The sequence below is a fragment of the Vibrio sp. S17_S38 genome, from assembly GCF_014694375.1.
Taxonomy (GTDB): domain Bacteria; phylum Pseudomonadota; class Gammaproteobacteria; order Enterobacterales; family Vibrionaceae; genus Vibrio.
In genome coordinates, this window is sequence record NZ_JAAUWW010000013.1 from 85,674 (window position 1) to 99,473 (window position 13,800).

The following is a 13,800-nucleotide window of genomic DNA, read 5'->3' on the forward strand; positions in this document are numbered from 1 at the left end:
TTTACTCTTTTGCGATGATCTTACGCACTAACTCTAAATCTTCGGGTGTATCCACCCCTGCTGCTGGTGCTTCTTTTGCTACGGCCACATGAATTTTTTCACCGTACCAAAGCACACGCAATTGCTCTAATGATTCGATCTGTTCGAGGCTGCTAGGCTGCCAACTAATATAAGTATTGATAAAGCCAGCACGATAAGCATAAATACCAATATGACGCATTAAAGCGTTGTTCACCATTTTAGGATCGTTCGCCCAAGCATCGCGATCCCAAGGAATAGAAGCGCGGCTAAAATATAAGGCATAGCCATCTTTATCGGTGACGACTTTCACTGCGTTGGGATTGAACACTTCACTTTCATCCGTGATTTCTACCGCGAGAGTCGCCATTGGTGCAATACTATTTGCAAGGTTATTAGCCACCTGCTTAATAATCGTTGGAGGGATTAAAGGTTCATCGCCTTGAACATTAACAATAATGTGATCATCGTCAATCGCCATCTTTTTAATCACTTCTGCTAGGCGTTCAGTGCCCGATTGATGATCGGGTGATGTCATGCACACCTCCCCGCCAAAACTCTCAACGACTGATTGGATACGGGCATCATCCGTTGCCACAATAACTCGGTCTGCACCAGATTGCATAGCTTGATCGTAAACCCGTTGAACCATAGGCTTGCCAGCAATATCCGCCAATGGTTTACCCGGCAGACGAGAGGACTGATAGCGAGAAGGAATAACAACAGTGAAAGACATTATCTGCCCTCATCCATTGCCATTTTACGTGCTTCTACTTCAAGCATCACGGGAATACCTTCTTTGATTGGGTAAGCAAGACGGTCTAGTTTACAAATAAGTTCTTGTTTTTCTTTATCCAATATCACTTTGCCTTTACATACAGGGCACGCCACTATTTCAAGTAATCTATGATCCATAACCGCTTTTTACCTTAATAATTTTTTGAATAATTCGTTGTGTATTTTCTTCACTGATATTGGCAGAAACCGGTAAATACCACCAATTATCTTGTACAAATTGATGACATTTAACCGCATCTTTTTCTGTCATGATCAGGTTATTGCCTTTCTCCGCTAATTCATTCAATTCTGTTTTATCAAAATCTTTATGGTCGGCAAAACCTTTCGTTTTTATTACCTGAGCACCTAAATCATTTAAAGTTTGGAAAAATCGCGGTGGATGGCCAATACCAGCAAAAGCAACAAGCTGAGATAGCTCTGTAACGGATTTTTTTTCACCCGTTTTTAGGTTTACCGCCAAACTCGGTTTTAAGCTCATTGAGATTTCATTACCTTGAGCATTCCCGCCATTAGTGATAAGGAAATCGACTTGCTTTAAGCGATCTAACCCTTCACGTAATGGGCCAAATGGAATGAACTGCTGATTACCAAAACGGCGCTTTCCATCAATGACGATAAACTCAACATCACGCTGCAAGGCATAATGTTGTAAACCATCATCGGTCACAATAATATCCACACCTTGTGATTCCAGCGTTTTGACCGCTTGACTACGAATAGGATCTACAACGACAGGCACCCCTGTTCGACGCTTTATCAATAAAGGTTCGTCACCAGACTCAGATGGTCTTGAATCTGGTTGCACCGAGAATGGGTATTCTGCCGCTGTACCACCATAACCACGCGATACCACACCAGGTTTATAACCAAGATCCAATAATGTTTCCACCAGCCAAATCACAACTGGCGTTTTCCCATTACCACCTGCCGTAATATTACCAACAACAATAACCGGAACACTGGCTCGGTAACTGAGTTTATCCCCTGATAAAAACTGATTGCGACGACGTTGGCTAATCCATTTAAATAAGATGCTCAGAGGCCATAACACTGGTGATAATAGAGATCCCAGCCAGTAGCGTTCAAACCAAATTTTTTCAATCATATTCACAACATTCAGTTAAAATAACAAATACCTTACTCACCGAATTGAATGCGGTGTAGTTGCGCATACGCCCCATTTTTTTCAATCAATTGAGCATGATTACCACGTTCAATAATTTCACCTTCATCGACAACTAAAATTTCATCAGCACTTTCAATCGTTGATAGTCGGTGAGCAATCACGAGTACCGTTTTATTCTTTTGAAGTTCATCTAAAGCCGCTTGAATTGCACGTTCTGATTCAGTATCTAACGCCGATGTCGCTTCATCTAAAATCAGGACTGGAGAATCACGCAGTAATGCACGAGCAATGGCTAAACGTTGACGCTGCCCACCTGAAAGGCTGACACCGTTCTCACCAATCATGGTATCAAACCCTTGATCCATACCTTCGATAAACTCCGTAGCATGCGCTAATGTCGCAGCTTGTTTAATTTGTTCGATGGTGTATTGGTCTTGTGCTGCATAAGCAATATTGTTGGCAATCGTATCATTAAACAAATGCACATTTTGCGACACCAAAGCAAACTGAGTACGTAAATTTGACAAGGTATAATCACGAATTTCAGTGGTATCAAGGAAAATTTCACCCTCATCGATATCATAAAAGCGAGTAAATAAATTCGCAATTGTACTTTTACCAGAGCCAGAACGGCCAACTAGCGCGACTGTTTTTCCCGCGGGCAAATCAAAGCTGACGTTACGCAATGCTGGAGAGTCTTTACTTGGATAAGTGAAAGTCACATCTTTTACTTTAATATTACCGACGGCTTTCGCTTTTTCAACTTTACCATCATCCACTTCTGCCTGCATTTCCATCAAGTTAAATAGTGTTTGGCAAGCGGCCATACCTTTTTGGAAGTCAGAGGTTACATTCGTAAGAGATTTAAGTGGGCGCATCATTGCAAACATCGCAGAAAAAATAACCGAAAAAGTACCAGGGGTTAATTGTTCTTTAATTGAATCAATACTAGCAAGATACAGGACAACCACGAGAGCTACCGAAGCAATTACTTGAATAATAGGGTTAGCAGCAGCTTGTGCAGATACCATTTTCATCGACTGTTGGCGCATTTGATTACTGACTTTATCAAAGCGCTCTTTTTCAACATGCTGCCCGCCATAACTAAGTACAACTTTATGACCCTTAAGCATTTGTTCTGCGGATGAAGTAACATTACCCATCATGTTTTGCATATTTTTACTGATCTTACGGAAGCGCTTAGAAACCAGTCCAATTGCCCAAGCCACAACAGGTGCAACCGCAATCAAGACAAGCGATAACTGCCAGCTGTTATAAAACATTAGAAATAACAAGCCTATAATGCTTGCACCTTCACGCACAATACTGACTAATGCTTTGCTGGTAGCAGAAGCAACTTGCTCAGAATCATAAGTAATACGAGACAATAACGAGCCCGTCGATTCTTTATCAAAATAGCTAACGGGCATTTGCATGAAATGATTGAATAACTTGCGGCGCATTTGCATCACCACATTGCCAGATACCCAACTTAAGCAGTAAGTCGATACAAACCCGCTCAAACCACGGACTATCATCATCCCCATAACGATGAATGGTAGGATTTTCAAGAAATTAGATTCCGCGCTCCCAAAACCTTCATCCAGCAATGGTTTCAGTAATGACACCATATAAGTGTCACTCGCGGCATTAATGATAAGCGCAATACTGGCAACAATAAGACCCGCTTTATAAATGCTGATCATTGGCCATAATTTTTTAAAGGTTTGGAACGTGCTTTCGTCTTTTTCCAATGTCGTGTCTTTTTGGGTAGTCATAGAGGCTTATAATTTAATAGACAATTGCTATCATTCTAACCCCTTACGCACAATCTGCCTATACCAAGGGTCATATTGCTGCTGCCTTAATGACCGAATAGACCAATTGTTTTCTTCAAATTGAATACTGATTTGTCCTGCGTCCCCTGTATCCCACCAATTTATTCCTTGATCCTTATATCGTTGCGTCACAATCGGTGATGGCAACCCCCACTGATTATTTTTCGCTAAAGACGCAATAGCCACTTTGGCATGTATCTGTTGCACAAAATGGATCGACGATGAAGTTTTGCTTCCATGGTGTGGCACAACAATAATATCGGACGATAAAATAGAAGAATATTGGTATGAGTTTCTGGCAATAAGCATTTCTGAAATAGCATCTATATCACCAGTCAGTAATACGCTATATCGACCATCCGTAATTTTAATGACACAGGAATGAGGATTATAAGCACGAGGTACTAGCTTAGGCGGCCATATTACCGTAAACGTAAGTTGCTTCCATTCCCAAGCCTCTCCAGCAATACAAGCTTGATAACCAATGATAGATTGACTGCTCCGTTTCCATTTAGGCTTTAACGCTTGCTCTATAATTGCTCTACCACCAGCATGATCTGCGTCAGTATGGCTAATGATCATTCCCTCTAGCTGACTTATCCCTTTTTGTTGCAGCACAGGTAAAATAACGGATTGCGCCATGCTACCACCTTCCCAATAATTACCAGTGTCATAAAGCACCCATTCTTTTTGCTGCCCAATTAATATTGCCAGTCCTTGCCCTACATCCAATACTTCTACCTGCCACTTGGCCGGGGGTTTGAATCCATAATAAGTCATCGTTCCAAGGATGCTTAGCCCCACAAAACTTCGATACCAACCTAAACATTTCGCGACTAATAGCAACATAGCTATTAGTAATGCACTGTAAGCCCAAGCATGTGAAGCTAGGACCCAGCTCCCTTCAACTTCCTTCATTACCATAAAAACAGGCGACAAACTCCAATCCGCCAATTGCCATAAGGCCTTTGCCCAATCAAACGGTAAGCCTAGTGCCGTCAATAAAGTCATCATTAAAGCAATGAAAATGATCGGAACTGTTATCAAGCTCACCCATGGAACCACAATAATATTCACCAAAGGTGATACCCAACTAAATCCACCAAAAATGAAAATAGTCGTCACAACCAAACCGATAAATAAGCCAAGTTGGATAATGAAAGTATTGATAATTTTAATCCACAAGCTACGAGATTTTGATTGAGCTTTCAGACAAAACCATGACGAAATATAAATTACCACCACAGCAGAAAAAGATAGCCAAAAACTCGCCAGTAGAACTGCGAACGGTTGAATCACTAAGATAATCGCTAAGGAAAACAATAACACTTGCCATAACGACCAATGAATATGGAATGCATTACGAAATAGAAAGCATAAACCAAAAATAAACGCTCTCTCTGTTGGCAATGAAAAACCCGCTAAATAGGCGTAGCTCCCTGCACATAAAATGGCAAAAATATACGGTAAAAAATAAGCAACTGAATCAAAATTAGTATAGATAAAAACTAAACTCATCAGCCTCTTTCCTAACCACCATCCAATAAAAAATGCTAAGCCAATATGCAACCCTGAAATAGCCATCAGATGAGATAAACCACTATCTCTGAGCCATTTCCAATCTTGCGATGACATTGATGCGCGATCACCAAAACTTAAAGCTAATAAATAAGGCATAGCAGTCATATCTGAAATCATAGATTCCACTTGTTGGTGCAGCCTGTTACGCGGTGATCGGCTATCTTGATGTTTGTTATTTTCCAGTGATTTGGCATCGACAACGGCTTTCGCATGCCAACCATTTGCGAGGTAATATTGTTCACTGTCGAACCCTGCTTGATTCAACTGACCGATTACCGGTTTAATCGTGACTTTGAATTGCCAATTCTCACCCAACTGAGGAAGTAAAGGTAATGTACTTTCAGAATTTTGAGGCAAAAACACGTTAAGCCTAGGGGAATACCACCATGGTAAATGTTGATGATTTATCTGCCTTACCTGAAAAGTAAATTTACCGCCATGATACTGTGGCTTAAAAAAATCGGAAACCTGACCTTTTATGATAATATCATCGCCACTCTGAAAAAGTGTTTGAGTCATTAAACTGAAGTAATTGGCTTGCGTGATCACAACTAAGCAGCCTAAAATCAAACCACGCGACCACTTAGCGAAAGCCCAGTGAGTGAAGTAGCTAATAATAAAAAGAAAAACAATCGGTACTAGCCAGAACAGTGTCGGCATCCATGGCCAAAATGAGCCACTTGCGATGCTAATAATAAAACTGAGCAGATTCCAATTGCGATTAATGTGAGCCCCCCTGACTTATGCCAAAAAAATTAATTAAACGTTTTATGCCCGATCATGAAACGATAAAGCGCCAAAAAGCCTTAAAGATATTTGGCTCTGTTTTGTACAACCCAAATTTATGGTCTTTGAACCGACGCTCTGCAGCAGGTGCTTTTGCTGTCGGCTTATTTATTGCCTTCATCCCTCTTCCAAGTCAGATGATCATGGCAGCGGGTGCGGCTATTCTATGCGGTGTTAATTTGCCTTTATCAGTTGCATTAGTGTGGGTCAGTAATCCACTGACCATGCCAGTCCTCTTTTATTTTGCTTACCGTATTGGGGCTTGGATAATGCATACACCACCACAAGATTTTCATTTCGAATTGTCGTGGCATTTTTTCATAGAACAACTTCATACTATTGGGCCGCCATTGCTACTTGGCTGCTTTATTTGTGGCCTTGTTTTATCTATCGTCGGTTACTTTGGCATTCAAGGCTTATGGCGCTACTCGGTGGTACGAAGCTGGCAAAAACGCCGTTTACGTTAACCGATTAACTGCACAATTAAGACTGTTACATCAATAAAAAATAGACGACATAAAAAAAGTGCTACCCAATTAAAGTTCTTAATGAACCAAACTGATAGCACTCTTATTTTTAAGACTCTATACCTGTCTTGCTAATCTTATATTTCTCTTTTAATTTATCCCTTATTTAGCACTCAAAACCGTCGCTGGATTCAAGTTACTCGCACGGGATGCTGGGTACCATGTGGCAAGTAAGCTCAATGTGATAGCGGTTCCCGATACTAGAAAAACATCAGACCACACCACTTGCGATGGTAGAAAATCAATAAAATAGATATCTCCAGACAAAAATTGATGCCCGATTAATATTTCTAAACCTTGTATTAACGGCGTTAAATTCATAGCAACCAAGATGCCAAATACACTGCCGACAATGCTACCAAATACGCCAGACAATACTCCATACCAAATGAAGATCCGTTTAATCAAACCATCACTTGCGCCCATTGTTCGTAAAATCGCAATATCGGAAGCCCTATCTTTCACTGCCATCATTAAGGTTGAGACAATATTAAAACTTGCCACACCAATGACTAATACCATCACCAAGTACATAATCGTGCGTACCATTTGAATATCATGATGTAAAAAGCCATATTTTTCTTTCCAGCTTTTTAAATACGCATAAACTGGAATTTTAGATCCTACCTGACGCACAACAACATCCGCATTGAAAACATCATTAACCTTTAATGACACCCCCGTCACACCATTGCCTAACTTCATATATTGTTGGCCATCTTCTAGTGGTATTAACACTAAACTGTGATCAATTTGCCCACCAAGGTCTAAGAATCCAGTAACCGTTAAACGTACTCGTTTAGGGGCGCTTAATTGCGCCGTATTCGTTGTATTGCTAGGCGGAATCAATACGGATACGGAGTCCCCTACTTTTACGTTAAGTTTATCTGCAACCCCTTTGCCTAAAATGATTTGTTGCTGATCGGGCCTGAAATTTTGCCACGCACTTTGGTCAACATAATGAGACATTGTTGATACTGCACGTTCAAAGCTCGCATCGACAGCACGAACTTCAACCGCTTTCAATTTGCTGCCTCTCTCAATCAAAGCCGTGAATCGAACGTAGGGTGCAACCGCTTTAACATCTTCATTCTTATGCGCAATTTTTGCGATTTGTTGCCAATCATTAATCGGACCTCGCACTCCTTCAATTTCCGCTTGAGGGATCACCGACAACACGCGGTTTTCTAATTCACGCTCAAAGCCATTCATCGCAGACAAGCCAATGATGATAACGGCAACACCAACGGCGATACCTAAAGTAGAAGATAGCGATATAAATGAAACTAATTTATTCCGCTGCCTTGCTCGACTAAATTTCTTACCAATAAAAAAAGATAACAACATCGTTATTTACTCATCAAACTATCGGCCGTAGCATCACTGCGGACAGACCAGTCTAAAATGCCATCTTGCATGGTATATTGCTGATCCATTTTTTGCGCAAGATCATCATCATGGGTAACCACCAAAAATGCCGTACCAAAATCGCGGTTTAACTGACGCATTAAATCGTAAATGCCTAATGCTGTCGTTTGGTCTAAATTTCCTGTTGGTTCATCGGCAAGCACGAGATCGGGTTTATTCACCAATGCACGAGCAATCGCAACGCGCTGTCTTTCTCCACCAGATAATTCAGAAGGCCGATGTTCAAGTCTGTGCCCTAAGCCGACTCGTTCTAGTACATCACTTGCCATTTTTTTAGCTTGCGCAGGTTTAGTTCCACCAATCAATAAAGGCATCGACACATTTTCGAGCGCCGTAAAATCAGCTAACAGGTGGTGAAACTGGTACACAAAACCAATATGTTGATTGCGCAATTTTGCTTGTTTATTAGCACTTAAACTCAATAAAGATTGATCAAGCAATATCACATCGCCTTTTGTCGCACTGTCTAATGCACCTAATATATGCAGTAACGTACTTTTCCCTGAACCTGACGAACCGACGATCGCTAAAAAATCACCTTTCTGAATGTCCAGACTGACGCCTTTTAATACTTCAGTTTCAAGGCTACCTTCACGATACGTTTTACACACTCCATGACAGCTTAATAACACTTTCATAATCTGTACTCTATATCTGACAATCTGACTTAACAGACAAAAATTTATTCATAACGCAACGCTTCAGCAGGTTTCACTGACGCAGCACGATAAGCCGGAAATAACGTAGCGAGTAAACTTAATGCAATCGCTGAAATAATCACGATACCAATTTGCATCGGTGAAATGATGACTGGTAATTGAGTGCCACCACCGAATAATGAAAAACCAACGGCATTGAGTACATCATTTAAATTAGATGCTAGTAAAGTACCCAGTAACCCACCAACAATCGCACCAATAACACCGCTGCTAGCACCTTGTACTATAAAAATCACAAGAATTTGATGATTGGTCATACCTTGAGTTTTTAATATTGCTACTTCAGATTGCTTTTCCATGACCACCATGATTAAAGCAGAAATGATGTTAAATGCCGCGACCGCGATGATAAGACCAAGCATAAGCCCCATCATGTTCTTCTCCATTCTAACTGCTTGAAATAATTCTCCTCTTTGATCTCGCCAATCAGACCAATGCCACCCTTCCGGCAAGGCTTTAGTCGAAAGTTCAGAAACGACAAAAGGATCTGAGAAAAATAGACGCCAACCAGAAATCGTTGTCGGAGAATAGCGTAACAAACGGCCAGCATCTTGGATATTGGTCACCATCAACATGCCATCAACATCAGACCCAGTATTAAAAATTCCGGCAACAGTGAAGTTACGTTGACTAGGTATTCGTCCTAATGGGGTAAATTGACTGGCTTCTGTTACCATTAAACGTACTTTATCGCCTAGCGTTACATTTAACGTTCTGGCAAGTGTATGGCCTAAAAATACATGATAAGAGCCTGATGAAAGGTCGGAAACTCGCCCCATCATCATTTTAGCGGCAATAGGATCTGACTCCTTTGGTTCAATCCCAATCATGAGACCGGCGCTCAAGCGTGATGAGCTTTGTATTACGGCTTCACTTCGTACCACTGGAGATATCTGCTCAACATAAGGAAGTTCTAGCAAAAATTTTGGCGGTTTATCTGAAGTAAAATCTGTTTTATCCTCAGATTGACTCACCACTGCTTGTGGTAAAACCCCTAAAATCTTTTGTTTTAATTGACCTTCAAAGCCATTCATTACCGACAATACTGTGATCAATGACAGGACACCGATAGAAATACCAGCGGTTGACATATAAGACACAAAACGGCTGAATTTATCACCGGAACGACCTCGTAAATAACGTAACCCTATAAAGGCCGATACTGGATGAAACATGAAGTGGACCCTACAAACAAGAAAGAAAACAAAGAATAACGATTGTGGCATGGATTTACCAATATCTAATCACTCTAACGTCACTTTTACGTCATTTTGAAATTTTTTAGTCGATATAACTCAATGCTCGATCAATATATGCACAATTTATCAGATGAACTTGATTAGTTGCGCCACATGACGATAATCAAAGGCAATATCGCGTTCAGATCTTTTATTCTGGTTCAGACTTATAAAGAAAGCCCAATCAAAATTATGACTAAGACTTCGTCACATTCAGATATCAACTCAATGGCTCTGCTAAATATTCTGATGCCAACCAAAGCCGGTGATAAAAAACACCTAGGTCAACTTGTTGGTGGTTCGCTAGCATTATCAATTGCCAACTACACACAACAGCATCCCGGCGTGACTCTACTTGCCGTTCCTGACCACCAACTCGCCATTAAGTTACAACACGAAGTTACCCAATTTACTCAACATTCCGTGTCTTTATTTCCGGATTGGGAAACACTGCCTTACGATAGCTTTTCTCCCCATCAAGATATTATTTCTGACCGAATTGCACAGCTATATCAATTACCGACTCAGACTTCAGGGCTAATCATCATACCGGTTAGCACCTTACTTCAGCGTCAGTCTCCAAAAGAATATTTATTGCAAAGCACCTTAATGGTCAAAAATGGTGATTTATATTCACTTGAAAAACTGCGCCTACAACTGGAAAAATCTGGTTATCGACACGTTGATCAAGTCTTTGGGCCGGGTGAATATGCTCATCGTGGCTCTATCATCGATTTATTCCCAATGGGGTGCGAGAATCCTTATCGCATTGATTTTTTTGATGATGAAATCGATAGCATTCGCACCTTTGATGCCGAATCACAACGCACTATTGAAGATATTAACGAAATACGTTTATTGCCAGCGCACGAATTCCCAACAACAGAAGCGGCAATTGAAGATTTTCGGATCCGCTGGCGTCAACGATTTGAGGCGCGTCGCGAACCAGAATCGGTTTATATGCAAGTATCCAAAGCAATTTGGCCTGCCGGTATCGAATATTGGCAACCGCTATTTTTTGAGCATACTGATTCTCTCTTTGATTACTTACCTGATAACACCTTATTGCTCACTATCGGCGATTTGGAAACGACTATTGATAATTTCTTAGCGGATGTCGATTACCGTTACGATCAACGGAAAGTCGATCCGCTACGTCCATTACTAGAACCAAGTGAACTATGGCTTAAAAAAGATGAACTGTTTGGCCATTTAAAAGTGATGCCGCAAGCAACTCTTAGTATTGAGCCTTTACAAGAAAAAGCCGGACGCACTAATGCCAGTGTCAGCTCGCTGCCGAATTTACATGCTCAGCACCAATTAAAAGAACCACTCGTAGAATTAAGAAAATTTTTAGAAAGCTATTTATCTGAAAATACTCACGCCAAAGTTATTTTCTCCGTAGAGTCAGAAGGTCGCCGTGAAGCACTCAATGACTTATTAAAAAGCAGTAAAGTTCGCCCTAAAGAAGCAAAATCACTCGAAGATGCCTTAACCAGCACAGAACAGTTCTCTCTTATTTTAGGTTCAACTGAGCATGGCTTTATCCACCATGCCAATGGTTCACCTTTGCCTAATTTTGCCTTTATTTGTGAAAGCGATGTATTGGGCGATCGCGTTATACAACGCCGCAAAAAAGACCGTAAAGTTGTAAATAGTGACACCATTATTCGCCACTTAGCAGAGCTAAAACCCGGCCAACCAGTCGTGCATTTAGATCATGGCATTGGTCGCTACATCGGGCTACAAACGCTTGAAGCTGGCGGAATGATGACGGAATACGTTACGTTAGAATATTTAAATAATGCCAAACTCTATGTTCCTGTTTCTTCGCTCAATTTAATCAGTCGTTATTCTGGTGGCGCGGAAGACACCGCTCCATTGCACAAATTAGGCAGCGACGCATGGAACAAGGCTCGTACTCGCGCAGCTGAAAAAGTCCGCGATGTGGCGGCTGAACTTCTGGATATTTATGCCAAACGAGAAGTCAAAAAAGGCTTCAAGTTTGCGCATGATCGAGAGCAATACGCCAATTTCAAAGCCACATTCCCATTTGAAGAAACTGACGATCAGGATACTGCGATTAATGCGGTGTTGTCTGATATGTGTCAAGCCAAAGCAATGGACCGTTTAGTGTGTGGCGATGTCGGCTTTGGTAAAACGGAAGTGGCGATGCGGGCGACTTTTCTTGCCGTTGATAATAGTAAACAAGTGGCGGTTTTAGTACCAACCACCTTGCTGGCTCAACAGCATTTTGAAAACTTCCGCGACCGCTTTGCCAACTTACCTGTTCGTGTAGAAGTGTTATCGCGCTTTAAATCTGCTAAAGAACAAAAGCAAATTTTAGCCGATCTCACCGAAGGTAAGGTTGATATCATTATTGGTACTCACAAATTACTGCAAGATGATATTAAGTTTCGCGATCTAGGCTTATTAGTGGTTGATGAAGAGCACCGCTTTGGTGTTCGCCAAAAAGAAAAAATGAAAGCCATGCGAGCCGATGTCGATATCCTAACCTTGACCGCAACCCCTATTCCACGCACCTTGAACATGGCTATGAGTGGTATGCGTGATTTATCTATTATCGCCACACCACCCGCACGACGCTTAGCCATAAAAACATTTGTGCGCCAAAACGATGATGCAGTTATCAGAGAAGCTGTCTTACGTGAAGTAATGCGTGGAGGCCAAGTTTACTTCCTGCATAACCAAGTCGAAACCATCGAGAAGGTTGCCGAAGATTTGGCAAGACTAATCCCAGAAGCTCGCGTCACCACCGCTCACGGGCAAATGCGTGAACGTGAACTTGAAAGCATCATGAATGATTTTTATCATCAACGCTTTAATCTATTGGTCTGTACGACCATCATCGAAACTGGTATTGATGTTCCGACTGCGAACACCATTATTATGGATCGAGCGGATAAACTAGGTTTGGCTCAATTGCACCAATTACGCGGCCGAGTTGGGCGATCTCACCATCAAGCCTATGCTTATTTACTCACACCGCATCCAAAAGCATTAAGTAAAGATGCGATAAAACGATTGGATGCAATCGCTTCTCTTGAAGATTTAGGCGCAGGGTTTACCTTAGCGACACACGATCTTGAAATTCGTGGTGCGGGAGAATTATTAGGTGATGACCAAAGTGGCCAAATTCAATCGGTTGGCTTTTCTTTGTATATGGAAATGCTCGAACAAGCGGTTGCAGCCTTAAAAGAAGGTAAAGAATTGTCATTGGACGAACTTTTACGTGAACAAACTGAGGTAGAATTACGCCTGCCAGCATTGCTGCCGGATGATTACATTCCGGATATCAATACTCGCTTGTCGATGTATAAGCGCATAGCCAGTGTTGCGGATGAAAATGAATTAGCCGAGATGAAGGTAGAACTGATTGACCGATTTGGCACACTACCCGATTCTGCAAAAAATTTATTAGTTATCAGCGATATGAAGTTACAAGCAGCCAGCATAAAAGCTAAGAAAATAGAGGGCCATGCCAAAGGTGGTTATATCGAGTTTTCACCTAATGCGGATATAAATCCAATGTTTTTAGTCAAGTTGCTGCAATCAGCACCCAAAAAATATGGCATGGAAGGACCCACTAAGTTCAAGTTTACTGTACCATTAGTAGATAGACGCGAGCGCATTGCTTTTATTAACGATTTATTAGCGCAGTTTAAGCAAAATCAACTGCCTAAAGTGTAGAATCAAACAAGTTTTAGCAACCAAATTAAT

General features: G+C 41.3%; 10 protein-coding genes. 2 read left to right on the top strand and 8 right to left on the bottom strand.

Annotated features, from left to right (window positions below; all coding sequences use genetic code 11):
* Position 1 precedes the first annotated feature (1 nt).
* The 5 genes from kdsB to HC725_RS11420 are packed head-to-tail and all read right to left on the bottom strand — an operon-like array spanning position 2 to position 6,021.
* Positions 2 to 754: a 3-deoxy-manno-octulosonate cytidylyltransferase gene (gene kdsB / locus HC725_RS11400; RefSeq protein ID WP_190331944.1), complete on the bottom strand. Its 753-nt coding sequence runs from the start codon at positions 752 to 754 to the stop codon at positions 2 to 4.
* Positions 754 to 933, bottom strand: coding sequence for a Trm112 family protein (locus HC725_RS11405; protein ID WP_190331945.1), 180 nt, complete (start codon positions 931 to 933; stop codon positions 754 to 756). Before HC725_RS11405 ends, kdsB begins: the two co-directional genes overlap by 1 nt.
* Positions 923 to 1,921, bottom strand: coding sequence for a tetraacyldisaccharide 4'-kinase (gene lpxK / locus HC725_RS11410; protein ID WP_190331946.1), 999 nt, complete (start codon positions 1,919 to 1,921; stop codon positions 923 to 925). Before lpxK ends, HC725_RS11405 begins: the two co-directional genes overlap by 11 nt.
* A 32-nt stretch (positions 1,922 to 1,953) precedes the next feature.
* Positions 1,954 to 3,720 (bottom strand): lipid A ABC transporter ATP-binding protein/permease MsbA, encoded by a 1,767-nt coding sequence (gene msbA, locus HC725_RS11415; protein ID WP_190331947.1) that lies wholly within the window; start codon positions 3,718 to 3,720, stop codon positions 1,954 to 1,956.
* 30 nt (positions 3,721 to 3,750) lie between these two features.
* On the bottom strand, positions 3,751 to 6,021 hold the full coding sequence (locus HC725_RS11420; RefSeq protein WP_190331948.1) for a DNA internalization-related competence protein ComEC/Rec2: 2,271 nt from the start codon (positions 6,019 to 6,021) through the stop codon (positions 3,751 to 3,753).
* Between the two features lie 83 nt (positions 6,022 to 6,104).
* Here HC725_RS11420 and HC725_RS11425 point away from each other — a divergent pair, with 83 nt between their 5' ends.
* On the top strand, positions 6,105 to 6,614 hold the full coding sequence (locus HC725_RS11425) for a DUF2062 domain-containing protein (protein ID WP_190331949.1): 510 nt from the start codon (positions 6,105 to 6,107) through the stop codon (positions 6,612 to 6,614).
* A 162-nt stretch (positions 6,615 to 6,776) separates the two neighbouring features.
* On the opposite strand, the gene lolE is transcribed toward HC725_RS11425, so the two are convergent.
* Genes lolE through lolC form a run of 3 tightly spaced genes read right to left on the bottom strand, consistent with a single transcriptional unit; the run spans position 6,777 to position 9,996 of the window.
* Positions 6,777 to 8,021 (bottom strand): lipoprotein-releasing ABC transporter permease subunit LolE, encoded by a 1,245-nt coding sequence (lolE, locus tag HC725_RS11430; RefSeq protein WP_190331950.1) that lies wholly within the window; start codon positions 8,019 to 8,021, stop codon positions 6,777 to 6,779.
* A 2-nt stretch (positions 8,022 to 8,023) separates the two neighbouring features.
* Complete coding sequence (gene lolD, locus HC725_RS11435) at positions 8,024 to 8,740, bottom strand: lipoprotein-releasing ABC transporter ATP-binding protein LolD (RefSeq protein WP_190331951.1); 717 nt, start codon at positions 8,738 to 8,740, stop codon at positions 8,024 to 8,026.
* A gap of 44 nt (positions 8,741 to 8,784) precedes the next feature.
* Positions 8,785 to 9,996 carry a lipoprotein-releasing ABC transporter permease subunit LolC gene (lolC, locus tag HC725_RS11440; RefSeq protein WP_190331952.1) on the bottom strand — a complete coding sequence of 404 codons (1,212 nt, stop codon included), beginning with the start codon at positions 9,994 to 9,996 and terminating at the stop codon, positions 8,785 to 8,787.
* Positions 9,997 to 10,287: 291 nt separating this feature from the next.
* On the opposite strand from lolC, the gene mfd reads away from it, so the two are divergent.
* Positions 10,288 to 13,770, top strand: a complete 3,483-nt coding sequence (gene mfd / locus HC725_RS11445) for a transcription-repair coupling factor (protein ID WP_190331971.1) — start codon at positions 10,288 to 10,290, stop codon at positions 13,768 to 13,770.
* The last annotated feature ends 30 nt before the right edge of the window (positions 13,771 to 13,800 follow it).